Here is a 15883-nt window from a genome sequence, read left to right as displayed (position 1 = left end):
GGTTGGCCGACTGACAAGCCGATACCGCTTCACTAGACTGACGCGGGTGGCTGAGCGATTCGTGGTGACCGGCGGCAACCGGTTGTCCGGCGAAGTCGCAGTAGGGGGCGCCAAAAACAGCGTGCTCAAGCTGATGGCCGCGACGCTGTTGGCCGAAGGCACCAGCACCATTACCAACTGCCCCGACATCCTGGATGTGCCGCTGATGGCGGAGGTGCTGCGCGGCCTGGGCGCGACGGTCGAACTGGACGGCGACGTCGCACGGATCACCTCTCCGGATGAGCCCAAATACGATGCCGACTTCGCCGCGGTGCGACAGTTCCGCGCGTCGGTGTGCGTGCTGGGACCGCTGGTCGGCCGGTGCAAGCGCGCCCGCGTCGCGCTGCCGGGCGGTGACGCGATCGGATCCCGTCCCCTGGACATGCACCAGGCCGGCCTGCGCCAACTGGGTGCGCAATGCAACATCGAGCACGGATGCGTGGTGGCGCAGGCCGATACGCTGCGCGGCGCGGAGATCCAGTTGGAGTTCCCCTCGGTGGGGGCCACCGAGAACATCCTGATGGCCGCGGTCGTGGCCGAGGGCGTCACCACCATTCACAACGCGGCGCGCGAGCCCGACGTCGTGGATCTGTGCACGATGTTGAACCAGATGGGTGCGCGGATCGAAGGCGCGGGTTCGCCGACGATGACCATCACCGGTGTTCCGAAGCTGCACCCGACCGAGCATCGCGTGATCGGGGATCGCATCGTCGCCGCCACGTGGGGGATCGCCGCTGCGATAACCCGCGGAGACATCACGGTGACGGGGATCGACCCGGGGCATCTGCAGGTGGTGCTGCACAAGCTGCACGACGCCGGCGCCACCGTGACCCAGACCGACGACAGTTTCCGGGTGACGCAGTACGAGCGGCCGAAGGCCGTCAATGTGGCGACGCTGCCGTACCCCGGATTTCCCACCGACCTGCAGCCCATGGCGATCGCGCTGGCCTCGATCGCCGACGGCACATCGATGATCACCGAGAACGTATTCGAGGCGCGCTTCCGATTTGTCGAAGAAATGATTCGCCTGGGCGCCGACGCCCGGACCGACGGGCACCACGCCGTCGTTCGGGGCCTGCCGCAATTGTCGAGTGCGCCGGTGTGGTGTTCGGACATTCGGGCCGGCGCCGGCCTGGTGTTGGCCGGGCTTGTCGCGGACGGAGACACCGAGGTCCACGACGTCTTCCACATCGATCGCGGCTACCCGTTGTTCGTGGAAAACCTGACGATTTTGGGAGCGGAGATCGAGCGGGTACAGTAACCAAAGTCAGTGCCCCACAAGCGCGGTCACCAACGCGAAGGTGGACGAGAGCGGGGCCCTTGACTCCCTCGCTGGATTGGTACTAGCCTGGCACGGCTGCTCCCGAGACGGTCTCTAGAAGATCAAAACTGGGAGTTGACTTACCTGCCGGACCTGTATTAAGCTGGCAGGGTTGCCCCAAAACGGGCGAAACAAGTGTTGTTTGAGAACTCAATAGTGTGTTTGGTCTTTTTATTTGTTGTTGTTTTTTTGGCCATACTTAAACACTCCCCGTGTGTCGGTATGGCCGTATTTTGATGCCAGTTATTTGGTGTCTTTTTGTTAGGTCAGATTTTCTCTGATTTGAATTCACCTCGTTTTGCGAGGAGTTTTTGTTTGGAGAGTTTGATCCTGGCTCAGGACGAACGCTGGCGGCGTGCTTAACACATGCAAGTCGAACGGAAAGGCCTCTTCGGAGGTACTCGAGTGGCGAACGGGTGAGTAACACGTGGGCAATCTGCCCTGCACTTCGGGATAAGCCTGGGAAACTGGGTCTAATACCGAATAGGACCACTTGGCGCATGCCTTGTGGTGGAAAGCTTTTGCGGTGTGGGATGGGCCCGCGGCCTATCAGCTTGTTGGTGGGGTGATGGCCTACCAAGGCGACGACGGGTAGCCGGCCTGAGAGGGTGTCCGGCCACACTGGGACTGAGATACGGCCCAGACTCCTACGGGAGGCAGCAGTGGGGAATATTGCACAATGGGCGCAAGCCTGATGCAGCGACGCCGCGTGGGGGATGACGGCCTTCGGGTTGTAAACCTCTTTCACCATCGACGAAGGCTCACTTTGTGGGTTGACGGTAGGTGGAGAAGAAGCACCGGCCAACTACGTGCCAGCAGCCGCGGTAATACGTAGGGTGCGAGCGTTGTCCGGAATTACTGGGCGTAAAGAGCTCGTAGGTGGTTTGTCGCGTTGTTCGTGAAATCTCACGGCTTAACTGTGAGCGTGCGGGCGATACGGGCAGACTAGAGTACTGCAGGGGAGACTGGAATTCCTGGTGTAGCGGTGGAATGCGCAGATATCAGGAGGAACACCGGTGGCGAAGGCGGGTCTCTGGGCAGTAACTGACGCTGAGGAGCGAAAGCGTGGGGAGCGAACAGGATTAGATACCCTGGTAGTCCACGCCGTAAACGGTGGGTACTAGGTGTGGGTTTCCTTCCTTGGGATCCGTGCCGTAGCTAACGCATTAAGTACCCCGCCTGGGGAGTACGGCCGCAAGGCTAAAACTCAAAGGAATTGACGGGGGCCCGCACAAGCGGCGGAGCATGTGGATTAATTCGATGCAACGCGAAGAACCTTACCTGGGTTTGACATGCACAGGACGCGTCTAGAGATAGGCGTTCCCTTGTGGCCTGTGTGCAGGTGGTGCATGGCTGTCGTCAGCTCGTGTCGTGAGATGTTGGGTTAAGTCCCGCAACGAGCGCAACCCTTGTCTCATGTTGCCAGCGGGTAATGCCGGGGACTCGTGAGAGACTGCCGGGGTCAACTCGGAGGAAGGTGGGGATGACGTCAAGTCATCATGCCCCTTATGTCCAGGGCTTCACACATGCTACAATGGCCGGTACAAAGGGCTGCGATGCCGTAAGGTTAAGCGAATCCTTTTAAAGCCGGTCTCAGTTCGGATTGGGGTCTGCAACTCGACCCCATGAAGTCGGAGTCGCTAGTAATCGCAGATCAGCAACGCTGCGGTGAATACGTTCCCGGGCCTTGTACACACCGCCCGTCACGTCATGAAAGTCGGTAACACCCGAAGCCAGTGGCCTAACCCTTTGGGAGGGAGCTGTCGAAGGTGGGATCGGCGATTGGGACGAAGTCGTAACAAGGTAGCCGTACCGGAAGGTGCGGCTGGATCACCTCCTTTCTAAGGAGCACCACGAAAAGCACACCAATTGGTGGTGTGCGAGCCGTGAGGGGTTCTCGTCTGTAGTGGACGAAAACCGGGTGCACAACAGCAAATAATTGCCAGACACACTATTGGGCCCTGAGACAACACTCGGTCGAACCGTGTGGAGTCCCCCCATCTTGGTGGTGGGGTGTGGTGTTTGAGTATTGGATAGTGGTTGCGAGCATCTAGATGAACGCGTAGTCCTTCGGGGCTGACGAGTTCATCGAAATGTGTAATTTCTTTTTTGGTTTTTGTGTGTAAGTAAGTGTTTAAGGGCGCATGGTGGATGCCTTGGCATCGAGAGCCGATGAAGGACGTGGGAGGCTGCGATATGCCTCGGGGAGCTGTCAACCGAGCATTGATCCGAGGATTTCCGAATGGGGAAACCCAGCACGAGTGATGTCGTGTTACCCGCATCTGAATATATAGGGTGCGGGAGGTAACGCGGGGAAGTGAAACATCTCAGTACCCGTAGGAGAAGAAAACAATTGTGATTCCGTCAGTAGTGGCGAGCGAACGCGGAACAGGCTAAACCGCACGCATGTATAACCGGGTAGGGGTTGTGTGCGCGGTGTTGTGGGAGTGATATGTCTCAGCTCTACCTGGCTGAGGGGTAGTCAGAAAGTGTCGTGGTTAGCAGAAATGGCCTGGGATGGCCTGCCGTAGACGGTGAGAGCCCGGTACGCGAAAACCCGATACCTACCTTGTATCAGTTCCCGAGTAGCAGCGGGCCCGTGGAATCTGCTGTGAATCTGCCGGGACCACCCGGTAAGCCTAAATACTTCTCGATGACCGATAGCGGATTAGTACCGTGAGGGAATGGTGAAAAGTACCCCGGGAGGGGAGTGAAATAGTACCTGAAACCGTGTGCCTACAATCCGTCAGAGCCTCCTCGTGGGGTGATGGCGTGCCTTTTGAAGAATGAGCCTGCGAGTCAGGGACACGTCGCGAGGTTAACCCGTGCGGGGTAGCCGCAGCGAAAGCGAGTCTGAATAGGGCGCATCCCCTTTGGGGTGTAGTGGCGTGTTCTGGACCCGAAGCGGAGTGATCTACCCATGGCCAGGGTGAAGCGCGGGTAAGACCGCGTGGAGGCCCGAACCCACTTAGGTTGAAGACTGAGGGGATGAGCTGTGGGTAGGGGTGAAAGGCCAATCAAACTCCGTGATAGCTGGTTCTCCCCGAAATGCATTTAGGTGCAGCGTTGCGTGGTTCACCACGGAGGTAGAGCTACTGGATGGCCGATGGGCCCTACTAGGTTACTGACGTCAGCCAAACTCCGAATGCCGTGGTGTAAAGCGTGGCAGTGAGACGGCGGGGGATAAGCTCCGTACGTCGAAAGGGAAACAGCCCAGATCGCCGGCTAAGGCCCCTAAGCGTGTGCTAAGTGGAAAAGGATGTGTAGTCGCAGAGACAACCAGGAGGTTGGCTTAGAAGCAGCCACCCTTGAAAGAGTGCGTAATAGCTCACTGGTCAAGTGATTATGCGCCGATAATGTAGCGGGGCTCAAGCACACCGCCGAAGCCGCGGCACATTCACCGTACGGTGGATGTGGGTAGGGGAGCGTCCCCCATTCAGCGAAGCCTCCGGGTGACCGGTGGTGGAGGGTGGGGGAGTGAGAATGCAGGCATGAGTAGCGATAAGGCAAGTGAGAACCTTGCCCGCCGTAAGACCAAGGGTTCCTGGGCCAGGCCAGTCCGCCCAGGGTGAGTCGGGACCTAAGGCGAGGCCGACAGGCGTAGTCGATGGACAACGGGTTGATATTCCCGTACCCGTGTATAGGCGTCCCTGATGAATCAGCGGTACTAACCACCCAAAACCGGATCGACCATTCCCCTTCGGGGGCATGGAGTTTCGGGGCTGCGTGGGACCTTCGCTGGTAGTAGTCAAGCGATGGGGTGACGCAGGAAGGCAGCCGTACCAGTCAGTGGTAATACTGGGGCAAGCCCGTAGGGAGAGCGATAGGCAAATCCGTCGCTCACTAATCCCGAGAGGTGATGCATAGCCGATTGAGGCGAATTCGGTGATCCTCTGCTGCCAAGAAAAGCCTCTAGCGAGCACATACACGGCCCGTACCCCAAACCAACACAGGTGGTCAGGTAGAGAATACCAAGGCGTACGAGATAACTATGGTTAAGGAACTCGGCAAAATCCCCCCGTAACTTCGGGAGAAGGGGGGCCGGAATACCGTGAACACCCTTGCGGTGGGAGCGGGATTCGGCCGCAGAAACCAGTGGGTAGCGACTGTTTACTAAAAACACAGGTCCGTGCGAAGTCGCAAGACGATGTATACGGACTGACGCCTGCCCGGTGCTGGAAGGTTAAGAGGACCCGTTAACCGCAAGGTGAAGCGGAGAATTTAAGCCCCAGTAAACGGCGGTGGTAACTATAACCATCCTAAGGTAGCGAAATTCCTTGTCGGGTAAGTTCCGACCTGCACGAATGGCGTAACGACTTCCCAACTGTCTCAACCATAGACTCGGCGAAATTGCACTACGAGTAAAGATGCTCGTTACGCGCGGCAGGACGAAAAGACCCCGGGACCTTCACTACAACTTGGTATTGGTGTTCGGTACGGTTTGTGTAGGATAGGTGGGAGACTGTGAAATACAGACGCCAGTTTGTATGGAGTCGTTGTTGAAATACCACTCTGATCGTATTGGACACCTAACGTCGAACCCTTATCGGGTTCACGGACAGTGCCTGGCGGGTAGTTTAACTGGGGCGGTTGCCTCCTAAAATGTAACGGAGGCGCCCAAAGGTTCCCTCAACCTGGACGGCAATCAGGTGTTGAGTGTAAGTGCACAAGGGAGCTTGACTGCGAGACCTACAAGTCAAGCAGGGACGAAAGTCGGGACTAGTGATCCGGCACCTCTGAGTGGAAGGGGTGTCGCTCAACGGATAAAAGGTACCCCGGGGATAACAGGCTGATCTTCCCCAAGAGTCCATATCGACGGGATGGTTTGGCACCTCGATGTCGGCTCGTCGCATCCTGGGGCTGGAGCAGGTCCCAAGGGTTGGGCTGTTCGCCCATTAAAGCGGCACGCGAGCTGGGTTTAGAACGTCGTGAGACAGTTCGGTCTCTATCCGCCGCGCGCGTCAGAAACTTGAGGAAACCTGTCCCTAGTACGAGAGGACCGGGACGGACGAACCTCTGGTATACCAGTTGTCCCACCAGGGGCACGGCTGGATAGCCACGTTCGGACAGGATAACCGCTGAAAGCATCTAAGCGGGAAACCTTCTCCAAGATCAGGTTTCTCACCCTTTTAGAGGGATAAGGCCCCCCGCAGACCACGGGTTCGATAGGCCAGACCTGGAAGCCCAGTAATGGGTGCAGGGAACTGGCACTAACCGGCCGAAAACTTACCAACACACAATCGCAACCACAGTCCATTTCACGGCAGTAATGCCGCGAAACACCACACCCCCCACCAAACAAATTTAAATAGAGTTACGGCGGCCACAGCGACAGGGAAACGCCCGGTCCCATTCCGAACCCGGAAGCTAAGCCTGTCAGCGCCGATGATACTGCCCATACGGGTGGAAAAGTAGGACACCGCCGAACATACACAAAAACACCCCCGGCAACGGGGGTGTTTTTGCATTCGCAATTAAATGCGTTATTCAGTCGAATAACGTCAAATTCGCCGTCGTGCGGCTGCGCTCCAGATCGAGAAGCCTTCGCTTCCGGTCCAGGCCGCCACCGTAGCCGGTGAGGCTGCCGTTGGCGCCGATCACCCGGTGGCACGGGACGACGATCGCGATCGGGTTGTGCCCGTTGGCCAATCCCACCGCGCGCGCGGAACCGGTAGCTCCGATCTGGTCGGCGATCTGTCCGTACGACCGCGTCTCTCCGTATGGGATTGTCAGCAACGTCCGCCATACCCGGCGCTGGAATTCGGAGCCGAGCAGGTCGTATTCGAAGTCGAAGTCGGTGCGCTCGCCGGCGAAATACGCAGCCAGTTGCTCGACGGCCGCGCCGAACGCCCGCGGGTTCGGGGACCAACCGGTGCGGCTCGGTTCGTAGGTCTGGTCGACCATACGCAGATGTGTCAGCACCGAGCCTCGGCCGGCCAGGGTCAGCAGCCCGATCGGGCTGTCGATGGTGCGGTACTCGATCATGTGCGCCACTCCTCCTATTCGCTTCGCTCTGCATCGTCGCCGGCGCGAATCATGCGACCTCCTTTGGCGGCCAATGGTTTACGGGATGTTCGAGCGTGGTCCAGAGGTACTGGGTGGCGTAGGAGCGCCAGGGTCGCCAGCGTGCGCTGCGCGCGACGAGGGAGCGCTCGTCGGTTGGCAGGCCCAGCTGTTCGGCGGCCAGGCGCAGTCCCAGATCGCTGGCGGGAAACGCGTCGGGATCTCCGAGGCCGCGCATTGCGATCACCTCCGCGGTCCAGGGGCCCACCCCGGGCAGGGCGAGTAATTGCGTTCGGGCGCTTTCCCAGTCGCATCCGGTGCCCAGGACGACGCTACCGTCGGCGAGGCCGGCGATCAGGGCGCTGAGCGTTCGTTGCCGGGCCTTGGGCACCGCCAGATGGACGGGGTCGATTTCCGCGAGCTGCTCGACCGACGGGAATGTGTGGGTCAGAGTTCCCTCGGGGTCATTGATCGGCTGGCCGTAGGCAGCGACGAGGCGGCTGGCGTGTGTGCTCGCTGCCTTGGTCGACACCTGTTGGCCGAGTACCGCGCGCACCGCGAGTTCGGCCTCGTCGACCGTGCGGGGAATCCGCTGCCCGGGCGCCTTGGCTACGACGACGCAGAACTCCGCATCCCCGCTCAGCGCTTCGTCGACCGCTTCGGGGTCGGCATCGAGGTCCAGCAGCCGCCGGCACCGCGCGATAGCCGTTGTCAGATCGCGGAAGTCGTCGAGCATGAGCATGCATCGGACATGGTCGGCAGCGGGGGCCAGGGTGACGATCGCGTTGCCGAACGGAAGGCGCAGACTGCGCCGGTACGCGCCGGCGCGGACTTCCTCGCACCCGGGCACCGTGCCGGCCGCCAGATGACCGAAGACCCCCGCATAGGAGAACGGTGTGCGCACCGGGAGCCGAAGGCACACGGTGCCAGGCGAATTGGGGGCCGCGGCGGAGGGCGTCGCCGCGCGCCGGCGCAGCGCGCTCGGCGTGTTCTCGAACACCGAGCGCACGGTGTCGTTGAATTGACGGATGCTGGAAAAGCCGGCGGCGAATGCGACATCGCCGAACGGCAGATCCGTTGTTTCGATCAACACCCTGGCGGTCTGAGCCCGTTGCGCGCGGGCCAGCGCGAGAGGGCCGGCCCCAAGCTCGGTCTGCAAGAGCCGCTCCAGTTGCCGGGTGGTGTAACCGAGACGTGCGGCCAGGCCGCCGACACCTTCGCGGTCAACCGTCCCGTCGGCGATGAGCCGCATCGTTCGCGCCACGACGTCACCGCGCACGTTCCATTCCGGAGACCCCGGCGACGCGTCGGGACGGCACCGCTTGCACGCCCGGAAGCCCGCACGCTGGGCGGCCGCCGCCGTCGGGTAGAACCGCACGTTACGGGCGAACGGTGGCCGCACCGGGCAGCTGGGCCGGCAGTAGATCCGGGTGGTCAGCACCGCGGTGACGAACCAACCGTCGAACCGGGCGTCCTTGGACTGGACGGCGCGGTAGCAGCGTTGGAAATCGTCGTGCACGGTTCCAGACTTACACCCCACCACCGACAAAACTGGCGGAAAAGCGACATCGTCGTGGGTTGTGCCACGGCCCCGGAATCGGCGTGCGGGGGCTCGCCATCTCCCGCGAGTTTCTCGTCCAAACGAGCTTTTACTGCGGCCGATGGTATTTACTGTGATCCGGCTCACTGACTCTGGTTGATGTGACTCGACGGGGTGAGCGAGTTGGGGAAAGGCGAATCGATGACGTGGCTGGCGACATGGTGGGGACAGGACGACCATTTCGACTGGCTGACAGGCTATTTGCAAGCCCACGGGCTGAGCACCAGCACTCGCAGGGTTCTAGCCGTGGTGGCGGCCTCATTGGTGTTGGTGCCCGTCAACGTGTTGTGGGGACCCGTCCCGTTGTACCCGCGTGTGGCGCTGACGCTTTCGGTCATCGCCGCCGTCCTGGGGCTGGGCATGGCGGCGCTGTGGTTGAGCGGGTGGCCCACTCGGCGTCAGTCCATCTTCTACATCATGACCGGCGCCGTATCCATCGGCGGCGGTTGCCTGTGGCAACCCCAGCCGCTTGTCGGGCTGATGGCGTGCTCGGCGCTATCCGTCACCGGCGGCTACATCGCGTTCTTCCACACAGCCAGGCTCATGGTGCTGAACTTCGTGCTGGCCAGCACAATCGGCGCCTGGGAAGCGGTGCGCCTGGCCACTACCGGGCAGACGGTGCTGGCCTTCACCGGTTACTTTCTGGTCCTGGAACTGAACGTTGTCGTCCCGCTGGCCATCCAGGTCGTGGTGCGCGCACTGTGGTTGGACCTCTTACGGGCCAACCGCGACCCGCTGACCGGGCTGCTGAATCGGCGAGCCTGCGACCGGGCCATCGTCGGCCGGATGCTCGCGGGCGCCAATCACATGTTTCTGGCGGTGGCGATGGTGGATCTGGACCGCTTCAAAGAGCTGAACGACACCCGCGGTCATGCCGCCGGCGACGAGGCGCTGATCGCGGTGGCGGGCACCTTGACCACCGCGTGCGGAGACACCGCCGTCGTCGGTCGCGTCGGCGGGGAGGAATTCCTGGTCGCCGACATCGTGACGACAGAACAGCTGCCGAGGTGGGGTCGGCAGCTCTGTGACGCCGTGGCCGCGGTGAACGCCTCCGTGACCGCCAGCGTCGGCATAGCCACCCTGGCGTTGGGCAGCGTGATCTCGGAGTACGCCGAACATGCGTTTCACCAATTGGTTGCCCATGCCGATAAGGCGATGTACGAAGCCAAGCGGTGTGGGGGCAACCAAACGCGCCATCATCAGATCGCGGTCTGAGCCACTACCCGCACGCCGTTGTCTGGGGTCTCGCCTCGGGGTTCTCCACGGCCGCGGCGGCCGCGATGAAGTCCCGGGCCGAGCGGGACAACGGTCGACCGGAATCCCAGATCATGCCCACATCGCGGTAGGCGTCGGCGTCGGCCAGTCGCAGTACACGCACTCCGGGTGCGGACTCGCTGCCGTCGATGGGCACCAGGCTGATGCCAAGCCCGGCGGCGACCAGGCCCGCGACCGTCGTGAGATTCGGCGCCTCCAAGCCGCTGGCGAAAGAGGCTGCGCCAGGCCAGACTTCGTTTGCGCGGCCGTGGCGACACCACCCCGATATCGACGACGCCGGACTGGACGCGATCGCCGATCAATTCAGCGGCCCCCTCCTCGAGAGTGAAAGTCACTCGCGGGGAGGACTTCCCGAATCTTGCGATCAGACGCGGCACCACGGTTGACCCGAACGAACTCAGAAACGCCAACCGGATCTCGCTTACCGCTGGGTTCGTCAGGTCATCGATTGCGCGCCTGGCCGAATCAAGCTCGAGCTGGGCCCGCCGCGCGTGCTCGTAGAAGATCCGGCCGTAGGTGTTGAGCGAGAGCCTCCTGCCGAGGCGGTCGAACAGCGACACTCCCATCTGCCGTTCCAGGCGCGCCAGCATCCGGGTCAGCGTCGGCTGGGCGACGTGCAGTTGCTCGGCCGCCGACGTGACGTGTTGGAGCTCCGCGAGTGTGATGAACCACTCGTAGTCACCGTCAGCCACGGTGCCACCTCTGCTTATGTGCTTAATAAATCATAAACTACAAAATAATTCCTTTCCTTTTGGGCGCCTCGGCACTGAGCATCATTGCTATGGCCCAGGTCGTCGTCGCGCATCGGGTGGGAATTCCGGGATACCGGCGCATGACCGCCGCGCTGTACGGCGCGGGCCTGGCCAGCTTCGCCGCGATGTACTGCACGCAGGCCCTGCTTCCGGCATTGTCGGCGTCATACCGGATCACCCCCGCCACCGCGGCATTGACGGTCTCGTTAACGACCGGGATGTTGGCAGTGTCGATCATTCCGGCGAGCGTGCTTTCCGAGCGATACGGGCGCATCACCGTGATGCTCGCCTCGGGGATAGCTTCCAGCATTATCGGGCTGTTGTTGCCGTTCAGCCCCACCCTCGGCGTGCTGCTTGCGGGACGCGCGCTGCACGGCGTCGCGCTCGCCGGCATACCCGCGGTCGCCATGGCATTTCTCGCTGAGGAGGTGCACGCCTCCTCGCTCGGTGCGGCGATGGGCCGCTACGTTGCCGGGACCACGGTGGGCGGGCTGGTCGGGCGGATCGTGCCGTCCGTGGTGGTCGACGTCAGCAATTGGCGGGTCGCGCTGCTGGCGTGCTCGGCGACGACACTGGCCGGCACGGTTGTCTTCGCCCGCCTGGTGCCCCGGTCGCAATTCTTCAGCCCCAAGGTGGCCAGCGTGCGGGACATCGTGCGCAGCCTGGCCGGGCACGTGCGAACCCCCTTGTTGCTCAAGCTGTTTGCTTTGGGCTGCGTGCTGATGGGGGGATTCGTCACGATCTACAACTATCTGGGATACCGACTGACCGACCGTCCCTTCGGGCTGGCCTCCTCGGTGGTCGGCCTGCTGTTCGTCCTGTATCTCGTGGGCACCTGGACGTCGGTCGTGGCGGGACGGATTGCCGACCGCCGGGGACGCGGGCCGGTGCTCGCCGCCGCATTGCCGATCATCGTGACCGGCCTGCTGCTCACCCTCCCGCATGTACTGGTCGTGATCGTCGTCGGTGTCGGCGTGTTCACCGGCGGATTCTTCGCCGCGCACACCGTTGCAAGTGGCTGGGTGGGCGCGGTCGCGCACCAGGACCGCGCCGAGGCGTCCGCGCTGTACTTGTTCAGTTACTACCTGGGCGGATCGGTGGCCGGCGCCCTGGGCGGCCTCATCTACGGCGTGGGCGGCTGGCCGGCGACGGCGTGTTTCGTAGGCGGACTGCTCGCGGCCGGCTCGCTGCTCGTCGCGCTATTGGTGCGGGAGAACGCGTCCCGCACCAATCGGCGCTTCTCCGGATCCATGGCCGCCGCCGCCTGATTCGTCCGGGTGCGCTGGTTCGCAGCTCAGCCGGGAGGCGTCCCGACGCACACGCCGCCGGCGCACGCACCCGCGCCGCCTGGTCCCGCGGACGCGCCCGCGCCCGGCACACCCGCGCTGGCCCCGCCGGGACCGGCACCGGCGCCCGAACCGCCAGGCCCGGCGGTGGTGGCGCCACCCGGTCCGGCGGCGGGACCCCCGCCGGGTCCGCCGGGAGCCGGTGACGTCGGTGCTGTCGTCGTGACACTCGCCGGCGTCGTGACGGTGGTGGTGACCGTCGAGGTGGTGGGGTTCTTGTTGTCGTTGCTCGAGCCGCATCCCGCGGTCAACGAACTCAGGGCGATCGCCGCAGCGATCCCCGCGGCGACAGAAGCGCGGCGGGTGAGTCCACTACCGGTCATGTCAAAGCCAATCTCTGAGGGGTCATTTCCTGTGTCCCTCTACCCATTTCGCGCCGATATCAATCGTGCGGCGGATCGTCAGCCCCGGCGGGCGCCGCCAGCCGAGTGGGACGGTCGTGCCCGCGAAGGGTCACGCTGTCACCCAAAGACCAACGTGTCCGTTCGTTTTCACCTGCCCCCTCGATGGTGTCGGCCGTCGCGAGCAGCCGGTTCGGGTGCGACTTGGCGAGTTCGCACAGCCGCGCTGCCGCGTTGACCGGTTCACCGATCACGGTGTATTCGAAGCGTTCCCTCGCGCCGACGTTGCCCGCGACGACTTGACCCGCCGCCACGCCAATGCCGGCCTGGCAATCCGGCATTTCGTCGTTCAGGCGCTCGGCAATGCAGCGTGCGGTGGCCAGCGCCTCGTCTTCGGGACTGTCCAGGTAATTCGGGGCCCCGAAGATGGCCAGCGTCGCATCGCCCTCGAATTTATTGACCAGCCCGCGGTGGCGGTCTACTTCCTCGACGACGATGCCGAAAAATTGGTTAAGCACCGAAACGACCTCGGCGGGTGGCCGAGTGGTGACCAACTGGGTGGAGCCGACGATGTCGATGAAGAGGACGGCAACGTGACGTTCTTCACCGCCCAGCTTCGGCCGCTCGCGTTCCGCGGCCAGGGCGACATCGCGGCCGACGTGCCGGCCGAAAAGGTCGCGAACGCGTTCGCGCTCGCGTAGCCCGTCCACCATCGCGTTGAAACCGCGTTGTAGCTCACCGAGTTCGGTGCCGTCGAACACGACGAGGTCGCCCCGCAGGTCACCCCGCTCGACACGCCGCAGCGCCGCACGGACCACGCGCACCGGTGTCGCGGTGAGCCAGGCCAGGATCCACATCAGGACGCAACCGAAGGTCATCGTGGCTATCGACACGATGAACACGCCGACCGCGAACTGGGTTTCGGTCAGGTTGCGCATCAGGGCCTGAAAGCCCGCCAGAGAGGCGATGCCGAGAACGGGCAGGCCCGACCCGAGGAACCAGACCACCATGGTCCGGCCCATGATGCCCGAGGCGAATCGCCGCGGTGGTGGCCCCGCTTCGAGCGCCTGAGCCGCCGCAGGGCGCAGCGCGAACTCGGCGAGCAGATAACTGCCGGTGGCGACCAAGATGCCGCAGATGCCCACCGCGATGAGGAAGCGCGGGATGAACAGCGTGTTGACCAGGCCGTAGAGCGTCGTCAGCACCACCGCCCCGACCCCCCAAAGGATGAGATCGAAGCGGGCGATCCGCCACGGGGCCAGGAAAGTATTGCGCTCATCATCCTGGTTGGGCGTGCGCTCCTCGATGGCCCAGCGGAGCGATACGACGGTCCTGCGGGTGATCCAATAAGTGCCCACGGCCAGTGCCAGCGCGGTATAGCCCGGTGATGCCAGGAAGGTTATCCACCACGGTGCGTCGAACACGCTTGGCTGCGGAATGGCGACCGTCACCAGGAGCAGCGCGACGGCGATGCCGATCAGGTTGGCCCCCAGCACCAGCACGGTCAGGATGATCTGAATGCGGATGCGCCGACGTCGCTGGCTTTCGGAGACCCGGCCGAGCAGCAGGGAGCCGTAGGCCGGAGTCTCCGGTAACCGGCCGCTCTGCCGGGTGACCGTCTCGAGCACCCGGCCGATGCGTTTTGCCAAGCTGTGGGTGGCCGACATGGTGGCGTCAGCCTAATTCGTCGGCCACGCTCTAAGGTGAGTCGGGTGCGTCTAGTGATCGCCCAATGCACCGTTGACTATTTCGGCAGGCTCACCGCGCATCTGCCATCCGCGCGCCGGTTGCTGTTGTTCAAAGCCGATGGGTCGGTCAGCGTGCACGCCGACGACCGCGCCTACAAGCCGCTGAACTGGATGAGTCCGCCGTGCTGGCTGATCGAGGAGCCCGGCGACCGAGCGCCGGTGTGGGTGGTTGAGAACAAGGCCGGCGAACAACTACGCATCACCGTCGAGGAGATCGAGCACGACTCCAGCCACGAGCTCGGCGTCGATCCCGGACTGGTCAAAGACGGAGTCGAAGCGCACTTGCAGGCCCTACTCGCCGAGCACGTGCAACTGCTCGGTGAGGGATACACGCTGGTGCGCCGCGAGTACATGACCGCCATCGGACCCGTCGACCTGCTCTGCCGTGACGAACGCGGTGGCTCGGTGGCGGTGGAGATCAAGCGACGCGGCGAGATCGACGGAGTTGAGCAGCTCACCCGGTACCTGGAGCTGCTCAACCGTGACACCGTCCTCGCTCCGGTGAAGGGGGTGTTCGCCGCTCAGCAGATCAAACCCCAGGCCCGCACGCTGGCCACCGATCGCGGCATCCGTTGTCTGACACTGGATTACGACAAGATGCGCGGGATGGACAGCGACGAGTACCGGCTGTTCTGAGTATTCGCTACTAGACTGATCGCATGGCTCGGCGCCGGATCCCATCGCGTCGGCAGCGGCCGTGGGCGCCACTTCGGGAGCTACGCCGGGTGGAGGCCGGGCCCGACGGTTACGACTACGAAGTCCGCGCCGTCCCGGCCGCTCGCGCGGTCAAGACCTACCGGTGCCCCGGTTGTGACCACGAAATACATTCCGGCTCAGCACATCTGGTGGTGTGGCCGATCGATTCGACCTTCGGTGCAGGCCCTGGTCAGGTCGAGGACCGCCGGCATTGGCACACGCCATGCTGGGCGCACCGCGCTACCCGCGGTCCAACCAGGAAGTGGTGGTGAATGCCCGGTCTCAGGCGGCCGGTTCGACGAGCTCGATCAGAACTCCGCCGCCATCCTTGGGGTGGATGAAGTTGATCCGGGAGTTTGCCGTGCCGCGACGGGGTGCGTCGTAGACCAGCCGCACGCCCTGCGCCTGGAGCTGCTCGACGAAGGCGTCGAGGTCGCTCACCCGAACGGCCATCTGCTGGATGCCGGGTCCGCGCTTGTCGAGGAACTTCGCGATGGTCGATGACTCGTCGATCGGGGCCATCAACTGGATCTGAGCGGTGCCCTCCTGGGCGCCGCGCACAGCCAGCATGGCTTCGCGGATTCCCTGCTCCTCGTTGACTTCCTCGTGCACCAGAATCAAGCCGAGGGTGTCGTGGTACCAGGTGATGGCGGCGTCCAGGTCGGCGACTGCGATGCCGACGTGATCGATCGCGGTCACCAGGGAGGTGGCCAGGAACTGACGGGCGTCAACTTGATCGGTCGTCATCACATAACGGTAACC

10 protein-coding genes, 3 rRNA genes and 1 pseudogene are annotated in these 15883 nt (G+C 63.0%); 8 read left to right on the top strand and 6 right to left on the bottom strand.

Features of this window, described 5'->3' with window-relative positions:
• The first annotated feature begins 46 nt into the window (after positions 1-46).
• From murA to rrf, 4 genes are all read left to right on the top strand, one after another.
• A complete protein-coding gene (gene murA, locus G6N50_RS12705; RefSeq protein ID WP_067837831.1) occupies positions 47-1300 on the top strand; it encodes a UDP-N-acetylglucosamine 1-carboxyvinyltransferase in 1254 nt (417 codons plus the stop codon).
• Between the two features lie 372 nt (positions 1301-1672).
• Positions 1673-3201, top strand: a 16S ribosomal RNA gene (locus G6N50_RS12700).
• Positions 3202-3484: 283 nt separating this feature from the next.
• Positions 3485-6594 (top strand): 23S ribosomal RNA (locus G6N50_RS12695).
• An 81-nt stretch (positions 6595-6675) separates the two neighbouring features.
• Positions 6676-6788: ribosomal RNA gene (gene rrf, locus G6N50_RS12690) — 5S ribosomal RNA — on the top strand.
• The 16S, 23S and 5S rRNA genes sit together here, the layout of an rRNA operon.
• A 59-nt stretch (positions 6789-6847) precedes the next feature.
• Here the strand turns inward: rrf and G6N50_RS12685 are convergent.
• Both G6N50_RS12685 and G6N50_RS12680 read right to left on the bottom strand, forming a co-directional pair.
• Positions 6848-7345 carry a methylated-DNA--[protein]-cysteine S-methyltransferase gene (locus G6N50_RS12685; RefSeq protein ID WP_083094357.1) on the bottom strand — a complete coding sequence of 166 codons (498 nt, stop codon included), beginning with the start codon at positions 7343-7345 and terminating at the stop codon, positions 6848-6850.
• A 49-nt stretch (positions 7346-7394) separates the two neighbouring features.
• Positions 7395-8882 (bottom strand): DNA-3-methyladenine glycosylase 2 family protein, encoded by a 1488-nt coding sequence (locus tag G6N50_RS12680; protein WP_083094308.1) that lies wholly within the window; start codon positions 8880-8882, stop codon positions 7395-7397.
• A 222-nt stretch (positions 8883-9104) separates the two neighbouring features.
• On the opposite strand from G6N50_RS12680, the gene G6N50_RS12675 reads away from it, so the two are divergent.
• Positions 9105-10178, top strand: coding sequence for a GGDEF domain-containing protein (locus G6N50_RS12675; protein WP_083094356.1), 1074 nt, complete (start codon positions 9105-9107; stop codon positions 10176-10178).
• A 4-nt stretch (positions 10179-10182) separates the two neighbouring features.
• On the opposite strand, the pseudogene G6N50_RS12670 reads toward G6N50_RS12675, so the two are convergent.
• Positions 10183-10930: pseudogene (locus G6N50_RS12670) on the bottom strand (LysR family transcriptional regulator).
• 89 nt (positions 10931-11019) lie between these two features.
• Between G6N50_RS12670 and G6N50_RS12665 the strand changes: the two are divergent.
• On the top strand, positions 11020-12258 hold the full coding sequence (locus tag G6N50_RS12665) for an MFS transporter (protein WP_083094307.1): 1239 nt from the start codon (positions 11020-11022) through the stop codon (positions 12256-12258).
• Positions 12259-12284: 26 nt separating this feature from the next.
• On the opposite strand, the gene G6N50_RS12660 is transcribed toward G6N50_RS12665, so the two are convergent.
• Together G6N50_RS12660 and G6N50_RS12655 are read right to left on the bottom strand one after the other, a co-directional pair.
• Positions 12285-12659: a hypothetical protein gene (locus tag G6N50_RS12660; RefSeq protein WP_083094306.1), complete on the bottom strand. Its 375-nt coding sequence runs from the start codon at positions 12657-12659 to the stop codon at positions 12285-12287.
• Positions 12660-12718: 59 nt separating this feature from the next.
• A complete protein-coding gene (locus G6N50_RS12655) occupies positions 12719-14344 on the bottom strand; it encodes an adenylate/guanylate cyclase domain-containing protein (protein ID WP_083094305.1) in 1626 nt (541 codons plus the stop codon).
• A gap of 45 nt (positions 14345-14389) precedes the next feature.
• Here G6N50_RS12655 and nucS point away from each other — a divergent pair, with 45 nt between their 5' ends.
• Positions 14390-15061 (top strand): endonuclease NucS, encoded by a 672-nt coding sequence (gene nucS, locus G6N50_RS12650; RefSeq protein WP_083094304.1) that lies wholly within the window; start codon positions 14390-14392, stop codon positions 15059-15061.
• A gap of 23 nt (positions 15062-15084) precedes the next feature.
• Entirely contained in the window at positions 15085-15393 is a 309-nt protein-coding gene (locus G6N50_RS12645) for a hypothetical protein (RefSeq protein WP_083094303.1), read from the top strand.
• A gap of 10 nt (positions 15394-15403) precedes the next feature.
• Here G6N50_RS12645 and mce read toward each other — a convergent pair whose 3' ends face one another.
• On the bottom strand, positions 15404-15871 hold the full coding sequence (mce, locus tag G6N50_RS12640) for a methylmalonyl-CoA epimerase (RefSeq protein ID WP_083094302.1): 468 nt from the start codon (positions 15869-15871) through the stop codon (positions 15404-15406).
• Between the last annotated feature and the right edge of the window lie 12 nt (positions 15872-15883).

The organism is Mycobacterium mantenii, from assembly GCF_010731775.1.
Taxonomy (GTDB): Bacteria; Actinomycetota; Actinomycetes; order Mycobacteriales; family Mycobacteriaceae; genus Mycobacterium; species Mycobacterium mantenii.
This window is presented reverse-complemented; position numbering and strand designations above follow the sequence as displayed.

Excerpts from the sequence above, each read along its gene's own strand:
- G6N50_RS12685 (WP_083094357.1), bottom strand. The coding sequence starts at position 7,345 with ATGATCGAGTACCGCACCATCGACAGCCCGATCGGGCTGCTGACCCTG.
- G6N50_RS12665 (WP_083094307.1), top strand. The coding sequence starts at position 11,020 with ATGGCCCAGGTCGTCGTCGCGCATCGGGTGGGAATTCCGGGATACCGG.
- G6N50_RS12675 (WP_083094356.1), top strand. The coding sequence starts at position 9,105 with ATGACGTGGCTGGCGACATGGTGGGGACAGGACGACCATTTCGACTGG.
- G6N50_RS12655 (WP_083094305.1), bottom strand. The coding sequence starts at position 14,344 with ATGTCGGCCACCCACAGCTTGGCAAAACGCATCGGCCGGGTGCTCGAG.
- G6N50_RS12660 (WP_083094306.1), bottom strand. The coding sequence starts at position 12,659 with ATGACCGGTAGTGGACTCACCCGCCGCGCTTCTGTCGCCGCGGGGATC.
- G6N50_RS12645 (WP_083094303.1), top strand. The coding sequence starts at position 15,085 with ATGGCTCGGCGCCGGATCCCATCGCGTCGGCAGCGGCCGTGGGCGCCA.